Consider the following 20,360-nt stretch of genomic DNA (forward strand, 5'->3'; position numbering starts at 1 on the left):
ATTATTTTTTTATATTAAATAATAGAGTTTTGATTATTAATGAATAAATTTTTGTAAGGATAATTCATAAAAATTCACTTAGATTATTTTTTAAGATAGCCTCCTTATTTTTTTATTTGACAGCTATATTGAGGGTGGTATAATGTGAACAGATATGTAATTTATTACATTTATTCAATTAAAAGAAAAGAGGGTTATAGTGTTTAAAAGCTATGAAGAACTTAAAAAATACACAGAAGAAGAAGATATAAAAATTCTAGATTTTAAGGTTATTACTTTACCAGGAAGATGGAATCATTTATCAATACCAGTTGAAAGATTAAGTAAAAAATTATTTACTGATGGAGTAGGATTTGATGGGTCAAGCTATGGATACTCGACTATAGAGAATTCAGATATGTGCTTTGTACCTAATTATACAACTGCCTTTGAAGATCCTTATTGTAAAATACCTACTTTAAGCATGATTGCAAACATTTACACTGTTGGAGATAGCGGGGAAAGGTTTACAGGAGATCCAAGATATGTGGCAGAGAAAGCTGCAAGGATTTTAAAAAATACTGGAATAGGTGATGAATTTGTCATAGGACCAGAATTTGAGTTCTATATATTTGATCATGCTAGTTTTGAGACAAGAAACAATCATCAAGAAATAACTATAGATTGTAAAGAAGCTTATTGGAATACAAATAACAAAGATGAAAATTTAGCATATAAAGTACCATTACAAAGAGGATATCATAAAGATCTACCTTATGACTTAAACAATGATTTAAGAAGTGAAATGATATTGAAACTTGAGGATATGGGGATAGATGTTAAATATCATCATCATGAAGTAGGATCAGCATCACAGCTTGAAATAGAAGTAGAATTAGATGAAATGCTAAGAATGGCTGATGCAACAATGATGGCTAAATATGTAATAAAAAATGAATGCATAAAAAATGGTAAGACTGCTACATTTATGCCAAAGCCTCTTTATGGAGAAGCAGGAAGTGGAATGCATGTACATATGCTTATAAGAAAAGATGGACACAATATATTTTATAATGAAGAGGGATATTCTAAATTAAGTGATGAAGCACTATATTTTATTGGAGGAATATTAAAACATTCCAAAGCACTACTTGCTCTTACTAGTCCTTCAACCAATTCATACAAAAGATTAGTACCAGGATTTGAGGCACCAGTATCTATATGCTTTGCCACTGGAAATAGAAGTTCTGTAATCAGAATACCTGGGTATGTAAAAGAAGCTGATAAACGTAGATTTGAGTTTAGACCATCAGATGCTACTTGTAATCCATATTTAGCTTATTCAGCTTTATTAATGGCCGGGATAGATGGTATATTAAATAAGATAAACCCAACAGAGTCTGGTTTCGGACCATATGATATAAATGTCTTTGATTTACCAGAAGAAGAAAGAAATAAAATAGGAGCACTTCCTAAATCCTTAGAGGAAGCTCTAGTAGAGTTAGAAAAGGACCATGAATTCCTATTAAGAGATGGAGTATTTGATGAATTCTTTATAAAGAGCTGGATTAAATATAAATATGACAATGAAGTTATGAAGATAGCTAAAGTTCCATCACCTATAGAATTCCAGTTATATTATGACCTATAATATTAATTAAATTTATTAGTGAATTGCAACCTATGACGAATTTTATTAAATAAATTATTTTAATGATTATGAATTAATAATCCGCGAGATTTTGGATAAAATAATAATGAAGTTTTCCTCATTATTATTGAAAGGGGTTGAAAGCCGTTTATTTATTAAATAACCGGCGGCAAAATTATGGATAATAATAAAAATAGATTAAAGGATAGGCCAAAATCTAACGCAGAGATGAGAAAGATGTATTTTGAAAATGGAGCTGAAATTGGTATAGAAAATGGAGAAAAGATAGGAAATAATGGGAAAAAATTAACTAAGCGTTCTAAACTATCCCATAAAAAATCTCCAGGGGATTTACCAAGAGATAATAACGAAACAATATAATAAAGTAAAAAGTTAATAAAATTTAGTGGTTTAGGCAGTGTAAACTTCATAAGAGGTTTACACTGCCTATTTTAAAGGGAAGAGGACACAAGATTACTTGTTCTAGACTAGCAAAATACCGACTATAATTGAAGTTGTTTTATAATTGCTTTATAATGTAACAATAATCATTAAACTTTAGGAGAATTTTATATGGGGAAAAAATTTATGAAAAAAGACTTTATTCTTAAATATCCATTTGTGGAAGAGGAAGTTGAAAAATATAAAATAGATTGGCAAGAGATAAGTAATATATATGATGATTTTAATATATATAGAGATACTTATGAGGCTCAGGCAGATTTTATTTCCAATACCTTAAGGACCCATGATAAGATTCACTCAGTTAAGTCAAGGGTGAAAAATGGAGATAGATTAATAGAAAAAATTATTAGAAAGACTCCTGAGAGAAGAGAAAGATATGGTGAGGGATTTAAATTTACAATTGAAAATTATAAAGAAGAGATTAATGACTTAATAGGAATAAGAGCAATACATATTTTTAAACAGGATTGGGAAAACATCCATGAATTTATATTAAATACTTGGAAAGTAGTTGAAATTACAGCTAATGTGAGGGATGGAGATAATACTAAGAGATTTGACGAGTTAGGTATTGAAATTAAATCTAGAAAATCAGGGTATAGGTCTGTCCATTATTTAATAGAATTTTATCCCACTAGCCAGAAGGTAATAGCTGAAATTCAGGTTAGAACTATCTTTGAAGAAGGCTATGGGGAAATTGACCATGAGCTTAGATATTCCCATAAAGAAATCCCTGAAATACTGGCTTCAAATCTTCTTCTATTTAATCGTATTGCTGGGAGTGCTGATGAAATGGCATCTTTTATAAATATGTTAAGTGAGAGTCTTTGTGATATGGATAAAAGCTATATCTCTATTATTGATGAAAAGAATCATGAGATAGAAGATCTTAAAAATAAAATAACCGTACTAGAGCAAGGTATTCAAAAGTGAGTTTGAATACCTTTTATTAATATATTATTCATTGCATAATTTATCTCAATGAAATATAATAAGATAAAATACTTTGAATATCAAAATGTTTGATTATGAAAGTAAATTTCGGAATGAAGGGATAGATTTTATGAATATAAAGCCATTAAATATAGGAAACTTAGTAGCTAGATTACCAATAATACAAGGCGGTATGGGAATTGGGGTGTCAAGGTCCAACCTAGCTTCTGCTGTTACCAATGCAGGGGGAATAGGAGTAATATCTGCGGCACAAATTGGGTATGATGAAAAAGATTTTAGGATTAATACCTTAGAAGCTAATTTGAGAGCTTTAAAAAAACATATAGTTTTAGCAAAAGAACAATGTAAGGGTGGAGTAATCGGAGTTAATATAATGGTGGCAATGTGCAATTATGCAGAATATGTAAAAGCTAGTATAGAAGCTGGTGCAGATTTAATTATCTCTGGAGCGGGTATGCCTTCAATGTTACCAAAGCTTGCAAAAAACACTAAGGTAAAAATTGCTCCTATTGTATCTTCTTTAAAATCAGCAAGAGTTATACTAAAGTTATGGGATAGACATGATAGTACTACTCCAGACATGGTAGTTATTGAAGGTCCTAAGGCTGGAGGTCATCTAGGATTTAAGGAAGAAGAGATAAGAAGCTGTGATGAAAATTTTCATGATGAAGTGGTGAAAATAATAGAAGAAACTAGAAAATATGAGGAGAAGTATAGTAAAAAAATCCCAGTAATAGTTGGAGGAGGAGTATTTACAGGTAAAGAAGTAGCAGAATACCTATCTTTAGGGGCAAATGGTGTACAGATGTCAACTAGGTTTGTTGCAACAGAAGAATGTGATGCTTCAGAAGCCTTTAAAAATGCTTATATAGAGGCAAAAGAAGAGGATATTGTTATAGTAAGCAGTCCTGTAGGAATGCCAGGAAGAGCCATAAAAAATGCTTTTGTAGAAAGAACCTATAAAGGTAATATAAAAGTGAACCGATGCTACAGATGCATAGCTCACTGTAATCCTAAAGAGACTCCCTACTGTATAACAGAAGCCCTAATAAATGCAGTAACTGGAAACATTGATGAAGGACTAATATTCTGTGGTGAGAATTGTAGTAAGGTTGATAGAATAGTAAAAGTTGAAGAATTAATGAAGGAACTTGAATTAGAGATTTTGAATATATAGATGAAATTTGTAACTAATAGTAATCAATGAGTGATGATTTTAATTTATGACTCTGGTTTAAATGGCTGTTGATTTTTGAACTACATGTTATCGTCAAATATCTAAACCAGAGCATAAATTATCAAGATATATGAATAGCACTTTCTTTAGGAACATTATCATATAGCCATTTAGCATTTTCAGTAGCCAATCTAACACATCCATCAGATAATCTCATTCCAAGCCTGCCATCTCGTATAGAACCATTTAAATTATAGATTATAGAGTGAAATAAATAATTGCCAGTTATTTGAGTGTAATATAGGCATCTATAGCCTTTTTCTTCTCCAAAGGAAAGTCCTTTAATACCTACTGTAAAATTTCCCTTAGGGGTAGGAGTAGAAGGTTTTCCAATGGTACATAGATAGCTCTTAATTAAAGTCCAATTATTTTTAGAACCAGTGAATATATTGGTTTTAAAATTTTTAGTATCTACCCATATGAAATATCTGGTATTACTGCTAAAGTTACCTGAATTAACAAAGGTGGTGGCTGTCTGGATATAGTTATCGTCAGCTCTAAAATTTTGTAAAGCAGATGAGAATTTGTACTGAGCTCCTCTTTTAAAACCTCTTAAAAATGAATTCATAGACACTTTCCCTTTAAACTAAAAAATATTTATAGTTTATAATATAATAATTTATCCATAAGGTTCACATATTAATATGTATGAGTTGTAATAAACACTATTTAATAAAAAGTTATTTATTGAGAATATAATTTCTTAATGAAATTTTTCCAATGAATAAAGTTTATTTTAAATTTATATATAAGGGTGATGACATTGAAGGGTATAAAAAGCAACGGTTACTTATGGATAAAAGCCATGATATTTATAATTATCATAAGCTATATTGGATTTTTAGCCATTGAGTTTTTGAATTTACATATTTATTCAAAAATCTCTACATATTTAAAGTACTTAACTATTATATTATGTTATATTATTTCTATTTTTATTGGTGAGGATGGATATGACAGAAGAGACAGAGGATTATTACAATTGGCTAGACTTTTAACTGTAATTTCTGATTATTTTTTACTTATTGCTACTAATATTAAGGCTGGAGTTGTAGTATTTATTCTTGTTCAAATAGTATATATTATTAGGCATAATAGGATGAGAAGTAAGTACTTAGATAGCCTAGTATTTCTAGTTATTACGGCTATTACATTGGGATTAATATCTTTAGTCTCTGATTTATCAAGGATAACATCTATTGATAGGAATATATTATTCTTAGGGTTCATCTATGGAAGTATTCTATGCACAAGTGTGTTTGTTTCTATTAGAACATTAGAGAGAAGTAAGTATAATCTTATAACAGAAATTTCTATTGCCTTGGGCATGATATTATTTTTATTATGCGATGTTTCTGTAGCTATCTATAATATAATAGAAAATATGCCCTATGAAAGGATTCAAAATATTGTACATATTGCCATTTGGTTCTTTTATCTTCCATCTCAACTTTTATTAACCCTTAGTGGGTTTAAATCATTACCTAAATTTAAGATTCTGTTTAAATAATTGTTGATTTTAGAACTACATATTAAAGTAGTATACAAATTGCAATAAAGATAATTCATATTACAAGTATGTTTAATAAACTGTTGATAAGTGTAAACTTAGATTCATGCGAAGCAAATGAATCTCTAGTTGCCTGTACCCGGATGGGTGAACTTACACAGAGGGTCAGGGATAATATGAAGCTCATCTCAATTAATTTATAATGTAGAAACTTTATTACAACTTATATATATAATTTAAAGGTAATGATTAGTAATTATAAATAATATAATAAACTAAGTAATCTAATTGGAGGATTTTATGTCAAAAGGATGTTACGACAAGGACACACACTTAACCTCTGCTTTAGGGGTTCCCATTACTAATGATGACAGTTCATTGACCGTAGGAGAAAGAGGGCCAGTTTTATTACAAGATATACATCAGATAGAAAAATTAGCTCATTTTGACAGAGAACGTATTCCAGAGAGGGTAGTACATGCAAAAGGCGCTGGAGCCCATGGATATTTTAAGCTCCATAATTCCATGAGGGAATATACAAAAGCTAAATTGTTCACTGACACAAAATGTGAAACACCCACATTTGTAAGATTTTCTACAGTGATAGGATCTAGAGGTTCTGCAGATACAGCAAGAGATCCTAGAGGCTTTGCAGTTAAATTTTATACAGAGGAAGGTAATTATGATTTAGTAGGAAATCATCTTCCAGTATTTTTTATTAGGGATTCAATAAAGTTTCCTGATATGATTCATGCCTTTAAACCTTCACCAGATAACAATATAACAGATCTTAATAGATTTTGGGACTTTATAGGGAATAGTCCTGAATCAACCCATATGATAGTGTTTGTATATTCAGATAAGGGTACTATAAAAAGCTTTAGAACTATACCAGGGTTTGGGGTAAATACCTATGTATGGGTAAATAATAAAGGAAAGAGAACCTTTGTAAAGTATCACTGGAAACCAGTGGCTGGAGAGAAATATATAACAAGAGAAGAAGCCATAAGACTAGCAGGAGAGGATCCTGATGTGGCAGTTAGAGACTTATATGATACTTTGTCAAAGGGAGAGAAGGTTCAATATGAGTTATATGTTCAATTGATGGACCCAAGAAATGAAATGGATGAATGCTTTGATCCATTGGATGCAACTAAAACTTGGCCAGAGGATAGATACCCTCTAAAATTTGTAGGAATCCTAGTATTAACAGATGGACCTAATAACTTTTTTGAAGAGTCAGAACAGGCAGCTTTTTGTCCAGCAAATTTAATACCCGGCATAGAGGCATCAGCAGATAAGCTATTACAAGGTAGATTATTCTCCTATTCTGATACCCAAAGGCATAGAGTAGGAACAAACTTTGCCCAATTACCAATAAATAGAGCTAAAGTAATGGTAAATAATAATGAAAGAGATGGTGCCATGGCTTATATGCCACACTATGGAAAAGTGAATTACAGTCCTAACTCTTTGGATCATGGAAGACCAAAAGTTGCTCCAGAAGAATATGGACAAAGTGAATTCTTTGTAGAGGGAGTGGTGGCTAGAAAGGTAATTCATAAAACAGATAATTTTACACAGGCTGGAGAGCTTTATGAGTCTTATACCTGCGAAGAGAAGGATCATCTAGTGCATAATTTAGCCTGTGATTTAAAAGGTATAGAAAGAAATATACAAAGAAAAGTTATAGAAAACTTATCACAGGCATCTAGAGAGTTAGGGGAGAGAGTAGAAGAGGCAGTAAAAGAAAAAGAACAGTACTAAATATAATTAATTTTATTGTATAATGATATTAGTTAAGCATAACTAATATCATTATTTTTTAAGGAGTGTATTAATTGGAAAGAGTTATTCTGCATGTGGATATGGATGCCTTTTTTGCATCAGTAGAAATTATGGATAATCCATGGCTAAGGAATAAACCGGTGATTGTAGGAGGTACCTCAGAAAGAGGGGTGGTTGCCACATGTTCCTATGAAGCTAGAAAATATGGAGTAAGGTCTGCAATGCCAACTTATATGGCTAAGGCAGCATGTCCTCATGGAGTTTTTTTGCCCACCAGACATGAAAGATATGAACAGATATCCAATGAGGTCTTTGAAATCTTATACTCCATAACGGATAAAGTAGAAGGAGTAAGTATAGATGAGGCCTATTTAGACATAAGTCATATAAATATGGATGCTAATACTGTAGCTATGAGAATTAAAAGCAATGTTAAGAAAAAACTTGGGCTAACTATATCCGTAGGCATATCCTATAATAAATTTTTAGCAAAGCTTGCTTCGGATTGGAATAAACCCAATGGTCTTAAAGTAATAACTAGGGACATGGTGCCTAAAATATTATTTCCATTATCTATAAATAAGGTTCATGGTTTAGGAAATAAATCTGTAAATAAATTAAATAATATAGGGATTTTTACTATAGAGGAACTATACAATCTGCCAAAAGAGTATTTCCATGAATATTTTGGAAAATTTGGGAGCGAAATATATGATAGAATCAGAGGCGAGGATGATAGACAGGTAGTAACTATAAGGGAGAGAAAATCCGTAGGAAGAGAAACAACTCTAAGGGTGAATACAAAGGATAAGGAGATCTTAAAGAAATATATAGAAAGCTTTGCTAAAGAAATTCAGGAGTATTTAAGGGAATGTGATGTAAAGGGTAAAACTGTAACTTTAAAAATTAAGACTGCTAATTTTCAGAATCATACTAAGAGTAAAACACTACCTAAATATATAGGAACAGAAGAGGAAATATATGAGGAGAGTTGTAAAATATTAGAATCTATTTCTTTGGTAGAAGAGATAAGATTAATAGGGGTTTCTATATCCACACTTAAAAATAACCCAATAGAACAGTTGACTTTATTTTAATTTATTACAAAGTAGGTTAGAATTATGTAAGGAGGTGTTATTATGAGTATTGAGAGAATTTCTAGAGAAGAGGCTCTAGAACTATTCAAAAAATATAATAGTAATGAAAGTTTAATGAAACATGCCTTATCCGTAGAGGCGGTAATGCGACATTTTGCTGAGTTATATAATGAAGAGGATATAGAAAAATGGAGCATTATAGGATTGTTACATGATATTGACTATGAGATGTACCCTGAAGAGCACTGTAAAAAGGCAGAGGAAATACTTAAAGAGCATAATTATCCAGAGGATTATATACATGGGGTGGTATGCCATGGTTTTGGTATATGCTCAGACGTAGAGCCAGTACATACTATGGAGAAGGTATTGTATACCATTGATGAGCTTACAGGACTTATAACAGCCACAGTTTATTTAAGACCAAGTAAGAGCATTATGGATTTAGAGGTTAAATCTGTGAAGAAAAAATGGAAACAAAAAAGCTTTGCTGCTGGAGTTGATAGAAGTTTAATTGAAAAGGGTGCAGAGATGTTAGGAATGAGTTTAGATGATGTTATCAATGAGACAATAAAGGCAATGCAAAAGGTTTCTGAAAGTATCGGATTAGCAGGATAATTGTATAAAAAATAGCCACTATTTTAGATACTTGTTGGTTTAAAACTATATATTATTACTTCGAAATTATTTCGAAGTAATAATATTCAAGTTCATTATCAACACTTATTAAAATAATAGTTATCTCTTTGTAATAGAGACAAATGGGTTATCGGCTATATAGTACCTCCAAGGGAAATGAACAGCCTCTTCTGCATAATCTATGCCTATTCTTTCACAGCAGATTATGTCAAAGGCATCTTCCTCACCATTACATACATATAATTCATCATTGAAAATTGAATGGGTATTTAAAGTTTTATCAATGTTAAAGGCTATACATAGTTTAGAAGGACCAGAGGTAAGATTTAAAATTTCCTTTTTCTTTAAGGTATCATAGGATTTCTTAAATCTATTCATGCTCATTATGTCCATACCAATTAGTGGTTCAACGGCCCTAATTAATACCCCTTGAGGATCACCCTCTTCACCAGTGATGATGTTAAAGCAATGATACATTCCATATATAGAATATACATAAGCAATACCGCTATTATTATATAGTGGCATAACCTTTGGAGTTTTCTTATCTCCATAGGCATGACAAGCCTTATCAATTTTACCTATATAGGCTTCTGTTTCTACAATTTTACCTACTAAAAAACATCCATTATAATTTCGTACTAGTAGTTTACCAAGAAGTTCTTTAGCCACAATTCTGCCATCTCTTCTAAAAAAACTCTTAGATGTCTTTATCAAATTCATAGAATCTCTCCTTTTATATTATAATATCATCTAATTATAATATATCAACTTATTTTATGCATTTTATACCAACTTATATATATTGTAATTATATACAAGTTGATATAAAATATGTTATTAAGGGGAGATATAGATGTTTATATGGAATGAAGAATATAAAACTGGAGTAGAGCAAATAGATAAACATATTCTTGTTATAGACACGAAATATGATAAGAAATAAAGAGGAGTATATATGAATAAACCATGGGTTTTAATAACTGGAGCTTCATCAGGAATTGGACACTCTTTTAGTAGAATTTTTGCTGAAAGGGGATATAATATAATATTAGTAGCTAGAAGAAAGATACTACTTGAAAGGCTAAGTGAAAAACTCTATAGAGATTATGGAGCAGAAACTTTAGTTATAGAAGTGGATTTATCAAAGCCTAATGGTGTTAAAGAAGTAGTAGATACTATAAAGACTCGCAATATCTTTGTAGAAATTCTAGTAAATAATGCTGGAGTAGGATATTGTGGAGAGTTTCATAGAATAGATATAAAAAACCATAATGACACTATAAATTTGAATATTTTAGCACTTACAGAACTTACTAGATACTTAGTTGGGGATATGATTTTAAATAAAAGAGGGAAAATTTTAAATGTGGCATCTACTGGGGCATATCAACCAGGTCCACTAATATCTGTATATTATGCCACTAAAGCATATGTGTTGTCTCTTTCTAATGCACTGAATAATGAGTTGAAGTACTATAATATAACAGTAACAGCACTTTGCCCAGGAACAACTGCTACTGAATTTGGAAAGAATGCTGGAAAGAATGATTTAAGTTGTGCTATGAGTAGCGAAGCAGTGGCAAAGGCAGGATATGTAGGCTTAATGAAGGGAAAGCGAATGGTGGTTCCAGGTATGATGAATAAAATGGCAATATTTATTTCTAATCTAGTACCTGCTTCAATATTGGCTGCTTCAGTAAGAAAAATTCAAGATAATGCAATGAAGAAATAGCTATGTGTTTTTAAGTACACATAGCTATTATATTTTTTAAGGTATCAAAATATAATTAAGAGCTTTTTCAGCAGAAAGCTTACTTGGTTTATTTGTTGATAAAAGTAATTGTTTCCCACGAGGAGTCAATATAAAGTTAAAATCATCATGGGTTGAGTAACTTGAAATATTTTCTAAAAATTCTATGGAGACTACTCCATTAAATATAGCTAATAGTTTAGTGTAAAGATAGGACATATAGAAATGATCATAGCTATCGAAGCTATCAAAATCTTTAACATTGTCCATGATAAATACTATAAAGTCATCTAATTCAGAATATATTTGTTGTAACTTATCTCTATATATAAATTTTATAGAGCCTATATCTACAAAGGCATGGGAAATAGTAGACAATATAGATTCCTTTATTATATCAACTTGATCTTTATCAAATTTCAAATATAGATTAAGATAACTATCTCTGTTTCCAAAGAGATTTTCTAGATAATTAATAAAATTTTTAAAGTCCTTATCCGCATTTTCAGGTTCAATGTGAAATAAAATTTTAAAAAATAAATTCCAATGGAAGTCTCTGTTCATAGTAGTGTAGAGATGACTCCCGATTCTCTTAGAAAAAGCACTAGAAAAATCCATATGTTCATTTAGTTGGATTTCACTTTTAAAAGATATATTATCATGAATAATTTCATTTACTCTCAAGGCAGTACTTATAAAGGTGTTATAGTATTCTTCGGGTATAGTACAATTATTTTTAGCAAATATATAGTCAATAATGATGTCACAGCCATTTCTAAAATCTAGAGATATACCGAGTTCATCTTTAACCTTTTTAGAGTATAAATCATATATTAGTTTAGATAAAAGCAGTTCTAAATTTTGTTTACTAAGAGATAAGGAACTTCCGTTGTTATTCATTTTGCTCATATGATTATATATAGTAAGTAATTGATTATCAATTAAGGACAAGCTGGTCTTTATTGAGTTTAAGATATTTCTATAGAAATTATCTCCAAAGAACATATTATAATTTTTATATATGACCTTATGTTCAATTTCTCCCCAAAATAGATTTACCATGGATTTAATTTGGAGTTCAAAATTAAATTTTTCTTGCTTATGTAATATAAACCCATCAATTCTATATAGTTTAAACCCATTTTTTTGACTTAGTGGCTGTTCCTCTCTTAAATCTAAGAAAATTGAGTTGTTGCGGGAACAATAGCTAAAGCCTTCTGGAGTTTTATTACTGAACATGGTCTCTAGATAGTTGAACAGAGATACCTCATCCTCTACAAATCTACATTCTAATCTAACTCCAATGAGATCAGATAAATTACCCATAAGTTCTTTGCCATTTGAATAATTTAAATAATAATTATGTCTTATTATCTTTTCCTTTAGACTTGAAGGTGACTTAACCCTAGATGAAATATTAAAATATCCTTCACAGGAATTTTCTAGCATATCATTAAAGAAATTCTCAATCATATCAGAACAAAAATCTAAATCTCTTTTTATATTTTTTAAGTAATCTAAGGTATCATCTACAAAGTCAAACATATTAAGTTCCAATAGTTAAACACCATCCTTTAAAATAAAGCACCTAAAAATTTTCAGCTAATATAAATAAAATCAGCTATGCAGATGCTAAAACACAATATGTATAATATTATAAATTTATATGGTAAAAATAACAATATATAAATAAGTGGCTAAGGCTTAAATAATGTTAACATTATTTTAAGTCTTAGCCACTTATTTATATATTAATTAGTTTTATATTGTAATAGTGCTTGAGCTAGTTGATCAGGACAAGAAGTAGATTTATTGCCACATTTAATCCCTTTTAATTTAGAGATTGCTTCATCAATGTCCATACCATCTACTAGGCTTGATAACCCAATAAGGTTTCCTGCACATCCTTTAACGAATTCTACGTCTTTAATTTTATTGTCTATAACCTCAAAATTTATTTCTTTTGAGCAAACATCTGTTGTTATATATTTCATGTGAAATCCCCCTACGATTAATAATATATCTGTATAATACATGAATTATAGTATTTTTTCAACATTAGCTAGGTAATTTACTCTTTATTATATTCACTACTCTATTAGGAAGTGCATCTTCCTCTTCTTTAGCAAGATTTTTAGTCTCTATGGCAGGGTGAATATAAATTTCTACTGAAGCAGGTTTAATTCTATTATCATTACCTTCCATCAACTTGTAAGAGCCATTTATAGTTATTGGTATAATAGGAGCTTTTGATTTAGTAGCTAGTTTAAAGCTACCAGCTTTAAATTCTCCTAGGGGACCACCTTTACTTCTAGTTCCCTCTGGAAATATTATAAGTGAATGACCTTCCTTAATTATTTTAACCCCTTCTATAATAGAAGCAGCAGACTTTCTTAAATTACTTCTATCCATGAAAACGCAATGAATATATTCCATCCAATCTCTAACAACAGGTATTTTTTTTGTTTCAATTTTTGCAATAAAGCCTTTAGGCTTATTAATTTTACCCATAAGTATAGGAATATCAAAATTACCTTGGTGATTACTTATAAAAACCACAGGTATGTCCCTAGGAATATTTTCTTCACCAAAGACTTTGACCTCAGCGCCAGCAGCCTTAAGTTGAGATAGGGCCCATTTAGAAGTGAATTTTGAGACGAATTCTTCTTTTTCCTTAATCATACCTTTATTCTCAAGTGATTTTACTTTATACATTGATGGAATAGTCATCAATAAACTCCATGCAAAATGAATATACCATGTAATTGTTCTTATCATAATTAATCCTCCGAATTTTATTTCATATGCCTTATTTAAGAATTATATTATAAAAAATCACATTCATAAAGATAAAATTACAGTATTTATAAATATAAGGTGTATTAAAGTAAATAAATTAGTTATTTTTGGAACATATTTAAACCTATGAACCCATAGAATTATAGGAGCATACAATAAAATTAAAGTGCCTATTCAAAGAATATTGTTATGGAGGATAGAGATTTTTTATGAACAATACACCAATTAAAAAAAACAAAGACATCACTGTTTCTATAATTATTCCCTGTAGAAATGAGATAGAAAATATAGAAAACACCCTAAATTCTATAGGAAATTCAAAAACTGAATATAATATTGAAATTATAGTGGTAAATGATAGCTCTACAGACGGAGATTATAGTTTTATAGATAAGTTACCTTATAATATCAATCATATAAAAACCGAGAATGCTGGGGTTGCTGGAAGTAGAAACCTAGGAGCATTAAATGCAAAAGGAGAATATTTATTTTTTGTGGATGCCCATATAGCAGTTGAAGATTATTGTTTTGATATACTAGTAGATACCCTTAAGAAGGAAGGTGACTTGGTAGCTCCAGTTATAGCAGATATGAATAATCCTAATGCCATAGGCTACGGAGAAACGTGGGATGAAAATCTAAATACAGTATGGCTTAAAGAAAATCCAGAAGGAGATGTAACTGAAATACCCATAGCACCAGGTGGTTTTTTGGGAATCAAAAGAAAGGTTTTTGAAGACATAGGCGGTTTTGATAATTATTTTAGAGTGTGGGGAAAGGAAGATGAGGAAATATCCCTTAAGGCTTGGTTGTTTGGATATAGAGTAGTAATTAATTCTACTGTGACCATAAAGCATTTGTTTAGAGTAGCTCATCCATATGAAGTAAGGTATAATGAGGTTATATTTAATTTCCTAGTTATGGCTACGTCTCACTTTAATCTAGTGAATTTATCAAAAGTTATAATTATCGCTCAAAAGCATGGAATATTTCATATGGCAATGGCTGAGGTATTAATGAATCCAGACATTGCTAAACAGCGTGAACGATATATGAAGAAAAGAATACATGACGACAATTATTTTTTCATTAAATTTAATATCCCTCTTTAAAAGAATTTTAATTAAAGTACATTTGTAATATTTCTCATTATATATCTACAATGAAAAATATTAAATTATGCAAATTATATTGGAAGAGCTCTATTTTAGAGTAAAGTTGCCTAAACAACATTATTTTAGAATAGAGCTTATTTTTAATGAATTTTTTTAAGAATTTCAACATTTATTTAAATATAGCCTCATTAAATTAGATATGAATTATAATTATTACGATATATTAAGGTTTTTATAATTATCAATTCATAATTCATAGAAGGATTAAATATTATGTTATAATTTATATAAAATTAGTATTGGAACAGGAATAAAGGGGTGAAAGAAATGATTATAGAAAACACAGATACATTATTAGAGTTTCAGAATATTCTAGACATAAGTTCAGATGGAAGAGAAGAGAGCAGTGATGTTTTAGGAAATAATCCTTTCACGCCCTTTGTAGATATGGGCGCCTGGCATGGATATTATCATATTAGAGATAATATGAGAAATCTCTATGGTGGATTTGTAGGCCCTATGATTATAAATGAAGAGTATCCACAAAATATAAGCTCCTGCATAAATAAGATTGAAGAGATAAACTTAAATGGTGAATGCATTTCAATAGAGTGTGCAAGCAATATGCAGCAGCATTATTATCCAGGTAGATTAGTCCAAAGTTATGACTTCCATACTTTCAATATTACCATAGAACTAATTTTTGTTACATCAAGAACAGCACTAATAAAAGTTAAAATAAAGAATACTAGTGAGAGTAGATTTTCCTTTAAACTTACATGGAGCGGCAGTGTTTTTAATGAGGAAAATATAATAGAAAACAATGATGAACTCAAAGAAGTAATTATAAATTTAGATAGATTAACGAAAAAAAGATTTATTATTACTTATGGGGAAGACATAATGACCCACATTAAAAAAAATAAATATGTATCCTCTTTGAAATCAGCTATGGAACTTGTAGGTGGAGAGGAAAAAAGTCTATATGTGACTCAATGCTACGTGTTTAATGAAGAGGAGCTTTTAAAAGAAAGAGAAGCTGTTAACAATATATTTAAAAGTTGTGAGGAATTATTTGGATTAAATACATTAAAATGGGAAAGATATATAAATGAAACCTTCAAAAATCCTAAGTTAGAATTAAGGGATAAGAGGCTTATAGTAAAAGCTATAGAAACCATGATAACCAATTGGAGAAGTGAAGCAGGAGCCATAAAATATGGAGGAGTAACACCATCTATAACCTACAAGTGGTTTAATGGACTATGGGCATGGGATAGCTTTAAACACTCTGTAGCCTTGGCATATTTTAATGAAGAGCTAGCTAAGGATAGTGTTAGAGCTATGTTTTATTATCAAATAGAAGATGATGATAAAGTACGATCACAAGACTTTGGGGCAATAATAGATGCAATATTCTATAATAAATCTATTGAGAGAGAAGGTTATGGGAAAAATTGGAATGAAAGAAACTCCAAACCACCCATTGCAGCATGGGCTGTATGGAATATATACATAATTACTAAAGATAGAAAATTTTTAAAGGAGATGTATCCTAAGTTAGTGAAGTATCATAATTGGTGGTATGTAAATAGAGATTTTGATAATAACAGCATATGTGAATATGGAGCTATGATTCATCCTCTAAATTGTAATGAAGAAGAAATTATAAAAGCTGCTGCTTGGGAAAGTGGTATGGATAATGCACCTAGATTTGATAGAAACAGTGAAGGTAATCATATTAAACTTAAAATAGTAGAAAATGTGGATAGTAAAGGTGAGATTTTATCCTATAGTTTAAATCAAGAAAGTGTGGATTTAAATAGTTATCTTTATGCTGAGAAAGGTTATTTGGCTAAAATAGCAAGGGTGTTAAAAAATAATTTAGAAGAAGAAGCCTATTTGAAACAGAGGGAATACATAAAAAATTATATACAGACTAGAATGTATCACAAGAAAACAGGGTTCTTTTACGATTTAAGAAAAGAGTATAAAGACGAGGAATTGATAAACTATAAAGGAATGGCATGCGAGGGATTTATTCCACTTTGGGCTAAGGTTGCTTCAAAAGAGCAGGCTAAGGAGATAGTTGAAAATATAATGGATGAAAATAAATTTAATACTTATTTTCCATTTCCTACAGTTAGCAAAGATAGTAGCAACTACAATCCAAAGGAATATTGGAGAGGACCGGTATGGCTAGATCAAGCTTATTTTGCACTAGAGGGATTAAAAAATTATGGTTATGAAAAAGAAGCTATATACATGGTGAAAAAGTTATTTAATAATGGTGAGAATTTATTATATAAAGGAACCATTAGAGAAAATTACAACCCAGAGACTGGAGAAGGCCTTAATGCATCAAATTTTAGTTGGTCTTCAGCAGCCTATTATTTGATTTATAAAAGTTTCTTAGAAAAATAAAAATTAATGGTTTTAGGAGGGGTTTTATATGAATAAGGAAAATGAAAATGTTAGGATTACTTTTCAACAGCTTGAGGAAAAGCAACTCAATAAACATAGCGAAAAACTATCATCAGCCTTAAGGGTTGGAGTTGTAGTAGGGGTCATGGGAATAGGTTATAAGCTGGCTAGAACAGTGATTAACATGAAGAAGAAAAAATAAATTCAGTGAAGGTGAAGAGATGATAAATGCTTTAGAAGGAATAAAACAGGAACTAAATAATATTGAAGAATTGGATATAAAGGACTTTAAGAAAGAAAATACAGCAATAATTGTAATAGATATGATAAGAGGATTTTATGATATAGGCTCCCTAGCTTCCAATAGAGTGGGACATATAATTGAAAATTTGAAAGAGATTAATAATAAAACCTATGGGTTTAAAAAAATATTTTTCATAGACTATCATGATGAAAACTCTAGTGAATTTTCAAGCTATCCTAAGCATTGTATAGGTGGAACCCTTGAGGCTGAACTTATAGAGGAATTAAAGCCTTTTAGTGAAGAGGAAAATTCCAAAGTAATATATAAAAATAGTATAAATGGTTTTCATGCCGAGGAATTTAAAAAATGGCTATATGAAAATTCAAAGATAAATAATTTTATAGTAACAGGAGTATGTACTGACATCTGTGTAGAAACTTTTGCTATTTCTTTAATAACTTATTTTAATGAAAAAAATCTAAATAAGAAAATCATAGTTCCAGTTAACTGTGTGGAGACTTTTCATTTAGGAAACCATCATGGAGATCTTATGAATTTAATGAGTTTATATAAAATGAAGTCAAACGGAGTACACATTGTAAAATTATAGGTTCTATTTTTCATTTAGACTTTGCTTTAAATGGTTTGCTTCGTAATAATATGTAGTTTATTCTCAACACTATATAAAAACAAGGACTTCATTTAATAATTTATTTTGGAACAATTATTTTTGAAATTCATTATATTACTAATAGATAAAGGTTACGAATTTTATAGTAAGTTTAATATTTTAAGACAAAAGTAGTAAATATTTCATAAATATACTGATACCATTTTTAAATATTTGTTAAATCAGAATTATATAAATAGAAAAACAATTAATTATATAAACAAATAAATCTTTTCCATTTATATAGGAACAATTTAAATAGGATTTTAGTATTATATGGTATAGACATTTTCTATACATCCTAAGATTAACGGAGGTTTAAAAAATGAGTATTTATGAAAATGTTTCTCAACAAAATGATATGATATATCAACCTATGCCACCTTGCCCAATAACAGTAGATACTAAACTAATAACTAGTACAGGTGGAGCAGCATTTACTCAAGCACCAACACCAGCAATAAAAGCTCCAGTATTTTTGAAAAGAGTAAACTTGAGAGTTACAATTGTTGATGACGTTAAGTTTCCAGATTTATTTCTAGAAATTAAAGAAATTAAAAAGAAATGTATATTGACTCAAACTAAGATTGTTTTTGACACATTAGTAGTTGAAGGGTTTGTGCTTAAAAATATATCTTATGTGTCACCACAAATTGGGTCAGATATATATGGATGTCACTGTGCGGGATTCAAAAATAATTTTCATGACATAGAAGTGAGGGTTCCATTCCATGCAACTATGGAGCTTCCGGATGATGTAATAGCTAAAGTAACACAGCTTCGTTGCGCTAATGCTAATAGAGACCTTAACTTTAACTTCAAATGTAATACTATGAAGGATAGATGTTGTGATACAGGAACTATGGGTCCATCTCTTTGTGAAGAGGTAAGAGTCCAATCTGTATTTTTAAATGAAATGCCTTTTGGTGATTTAGTAGGTTATTTTATTTATGAACTAGATATAAATAGAAGACCATGCGGAACAGATGAGCATCTCTTTGAAGTATTAACAGAAAAAATGGCTGTATGTTTAACTATAGACCTTTATATGGAAGGATGGGCAACAGTAGTAGCAGTGACTCCAATTCCACCACAATGTGATGCAACAACACCAATACCAACAACAATACCATAATTGATAAAAAAAGGGCTATGCAGAAGCAAAGCCCCTTTTTACATATATTTATTGAACCAATCTATAGCTTCCCCAATCATGGCTTCTGTCACATAATGATTTAATCTTTCATAGGTTATAAAATTGGTTTTTTCTTTGTCATCATAGGAATTTTTTAAAGTATCGTAGAAGATATTTTCTCCTCTTATAGGTACTAAGGCATCTCTTAAGCCGTGAAGTAATAGTACTGGTTTGTTTTTAAAGTTATCTATATTATTTATTGGGCTATAAGGCTTTAATTCTAAAAGTTTAGCATCTATTGTTTCTTTAATATCTTTATAAGTATCTCCAACAAAATCTATACTAGTTTCCTCCCAAGCACCAGAACTATTCATAATAACAGCACACTTCACTATAGGGTTGTGGGCAAGTATTCCTGAGGTCACTATTCCACCCATAGAATGTCCAGTAACTCCAATACTAGATTTATCAACCTTATAGTTAGATAGGATATAATTTAAAACCACAGGAAATTCCTTTAGGGAATTAAAAACTGTAGGCCAAAAATTATTCATGGCTACAGGGTTGTCCCAATACTCTAAGATACCTCTTTCACCATGGTGTATAGCATCACTAATTACTGCCATATAGCCATTACAAGCTAAAAATGAGCAGAGGGTATTATGGGAAGTTTTATCACAACTCCACCCATGGTAAACAAATATAACCTTAAGTTCTTCAGTATAATTCTTTGGACGAAATATCATAGTAGGTATTCCTTCAATATCTACTTTATGTATGTTTATTAAATTTTCAAGCCACATATTAATACCTCCATAATTAAATACGTAAGTAATATTATATCAAAGAAACTGCCATTTATCAGTAACATATGTGTTAAATTTTAGGCTTTGTTTTAAA

Annotated in this window: 20 protein-coding genes; 14 read left to right on the top strand and 6 right to left on the bottom strand. The window is 30.2% G+C overall.

What is annotated here, in order from left to right:
* Positions 1–199 precede the first annotated feature (199 nt).
* The 4 genes from glnA to ACI48Q_RS07550 all read left to right on the top strand — a co-directional run bounded on the left by glnA (position 200) and on the right by ACI48Q_RS07550 (position 4,226).
* On the top strand, positions 200–1,630 hold the full coding sequence (gene glnA / locus ACI48Q_RS07535; RefSeq protein ID WP_474918467.1) for a type I glutamate--ammonia ligase: 1,431 nt from the start codon (positions 200–202) through the stop codon (positions 1,628–1,630).
* 177 nt (positions 1,631–1,807) lie between these two features.
* Entirely contained in the window at positions 1,808–2,011 is a 204-nt protein-coding gene (locus ACI48Q_RS07540; protein WP_474918468.1) for a hypothetical protein, read from the top strand.
* 192 nt (positions 2,012–2,203) lie between these two features.
* Positions 2,204–3,028 (top strand): RelA/SpoT domain-containing protein, encoded by an 825-nt coding sequence (locus ACI48Q_RS07545; protein WP_474918469.1) that lies wholly within the window; start codon positions 2,204–2,206, stop codon positions 3,026–3,028.
* 130 nt (positions 3,029–3,158) lie between these two features.
* Positions 3,159–4,226, top strand: coding sequence for an NAD(P)H-dependent flavin oxidoreductase (locus ACI48Q_RS07550; protein ID WP_474918470.1), 1,068 nt, complete (start codon positions 3,159–3,161; stop codon positions 4,224–4,226).
* A gap of 121 nt (positions 4,227–4,347) precedes the next feature.
* On the opposite strand, the gene ACI48Q_RS07555 is transcribed toward ACI48Q_RS07550, so the two are convergent.
* Entirely contained in the window at positions 4,348–4,854 is a 507-nt protein-coding gene (locus ACI48Q_RS07555) for a L,D-transpeptidase (protein WP_474918471.1), read from the bottom strand.
* Positions 4,855–5,049: 195 nt separating this feature from the next.
* Here ACI48Q_RS07555 and ACI48Q_RS07560 point away from each other — a divergent pair, with 195 nt between their 5' ends.
* From ACI48Q_RS07560 to ACI48Q_RS07575, 4 genes are all read left to right on the top strand, one after another.
* Positions 5,050–5,796 carry a lysoplasmalogenase family protein gene (locus tag ACI48Q_RS07560; protein ID WP_474918472.1) on the top strand — a complete coding sequence of 249 codons (747 nt, stop codon included), beginning with the start codon at positions 5,050–5,052 and terminating at the stop codon, positions 5,794–5,796.
* Between the two features lie 300 nt (positions 5,797–6,096).
* Positions 6,097–7,563, top strand: a complete 1,467-nt coding sequence (locus ACI48Q_RS07565) for a catalase (protein WP_474918473.1) — start codon at positions 6,097–6,099, stop codon at positions 7,561–7,563.
* Between the two features lie 74 nt (positions 7,564–7,637).
* Positions 7,638–8,681, top strand: a complete 1,044-nt coding sequence (locus ACI48Q_RS07570; protein ID WP_474918474.1) for a DNA polymerase IV — start codon at positions 7,638–7,640, stop codon at positions 8,679–8,681.
* A 42-nt stretch (positions 8,682–8,723) separates the two neighbouring features.
* Positions 8,724–9,299 carry an HD domain-containing protein gene (locus tag ACI48Q_RS07575; protein WP_474918475.1) on the top strand — a complete coding sequence of 192 codons (576 nt, stop codon included), beginning with the start codon at positions 8,724–8,726 and terminating at the stop codon, positions 9,297–9,299.
* A gap of 120 nt (positions 9,300–9,419) precedes the next feature.
* Here ACI48Q_RS07575 and ACI48Q_RS07580 read toward each other — a convergent pair whose 3' ends face one another.
* On the bottom strand, positions 9,420–10,043 hold the full coding sequence (locus ACI48Q_RS07580; RefSeq protein ID WP_474918476.1) for a DNA-3-methyladenine glycosylase: 624 nt from the start codon (positions 10,041–10,043) through the stop codon (positions 9,420–9,422).
* 235 nt (positions 10,044–10,278) lie between these two features.
* On the opposite strand from ACI48Q_RS07580, the gene ACI48Q_RS07585 reads away from it, so the two are divergent.
* A complete protein-coding gene (locus tag ACI48Q_RS07585) occupies positions 10,279–11,055 on the top strand; it encodes an SDR family NAD(P)-dependent oxidoreductase (RefSeq protein WP_474918477.1) in 777 nt (258 codons plus the stop codon).
* 36 nt (positions 11,056–11,091) lie between these two features.
* Here the strand turns inward: ACI48Q_RS07585 and ACI48Q_RS07590 are convergent, their stop codons facing one another.
* From ACI48Q_RS07590 to ACI48Q_RS07600, 3 genes are all read right to left on the bottom strand, one after another.
* On the bottom strand, positions 11,092–12,630 hold the full coding sequence (locus tag ACI48Q_RS07590) for a GTP pyrophosphokinase (protein WP_474918478.1): 1,539 nt from the start codon (positions 12,628–12,630) through the stop codon (positions 11,092–11,094).
* Positions 12,631–12,824: 194 nt separating this feature from the next.
* A complete protein-coding gene (locus ACI48Q_RS07595) occupies positions 12,825–13,067 on the bottom strand; it encodes a TIGR03905 family TSCPD domain-containing protein (protein WP_474918479.1) in 243 nt (80 codons plus the stop codon).
* Positions 13,068–13,131: 64 nt separating this feature from the next.
* Positions 13,132–13,851: a lysophospholipid acyltransferase family protein gene (locus ACI48Q_RS07600; protein WP_474918480.1), complete on the bottom strand. Its 720-nt coding sequence runs from the start codon at positions 13,849–13,851 to the stop codon at positions 13,132–13,134.
* Between the two features lie 230 nt (positions 13,852–14,081).
* Here ACI48Q_RS07600 and ACI48Q_RS07605 point away from each other — a divergent pair, with 230 nt between their 5' ends.
* From ACI48Q_RS07605 to ACI48Q_RS07625, 5 genes are all read left to right on the top strand, one after another.
* Complete coding sequence (locus ACI48Q_RS07605) at positions 14,082–14,984, top strand: glycosyltransferase family 2 protein (RefSeq protein WP_474918481.1); 903 nt, start codon at positions 14,082–14,084, stop codon at positions 14,982–14,984.
* A gap of 330 nt (positions 14,985–15,314) precedes the next feature.
* Positions 15,315–17,411, top strand: a complete 2,097-nt coding sequence (locus ACI48Q_RS07610; protein ID WP_474918482.1) for an MGH1-like glycoside hydrolase domain-containing protein — start codon at positions 15,315–15,317, stop codon at positions 17,409–17,411.
* A gap of 28 nt (positions 17,412–17,439) precedes the next feature.
* Positions 17,440–17,613: a hypothetical protein gene (locus tag ACI48Q_RS07615; RefSeq protein ID WP_474918483.1), complete on the top strand. Its 174-nt coding sequence runs from the start codon at positions 17,440–17,442 to the stop codon at positions 17,611–17,613.
* 19 nt (positions 17,614–17,632) lie between these two features.
* On the top strand, positions 17,633–18,265 hold the full coding sequence (locus tag ACI48Q_RS07620; protein WP_474918484.1) for a cysteine hydrolase family protein: 633 nt from the start codon (positions 17,633–17,635) through the stop codon (positions 18,263–18,265).
* 385 nt (positions 18,266–18,650) lie between these two features.
* Positions 18,651–19,460, top strand: a complete 810-nt coding sequence (locus ACI48Q_RS07625) for an SPOCS domain-containing protein (protein WP_474918485.1) — start codon at positions 18,651–18,653, stop codon at positions 19,458–19,460.
* 38 nt (positions 19,461–19,498) lie between these two features.
* Here ACI48Q_RS07625 and ACI48Q_RS07630 read toward each other — a convergent pair whose 3' ends face one another.
* Positions 19,499–20,263 carry an alpha/beta hydrolase family protein gene (locus tag ACI48Q_RS07630; protein ID WP_474918486.1) on the bottom strand — a complete coding sequence of 255 codons (765 nt, stop codon included), beginning with the start codon at positions 20,261–20,263 and terminating at the stop codon, positions 19,499–19,501.
* Between the last annotated feature and the right edge of the window lie 97 nt (positions 20,264–20,360).

It is taken from the genome of Clostridium sp. LXY-7 (genome assembly GCF_056172015.1).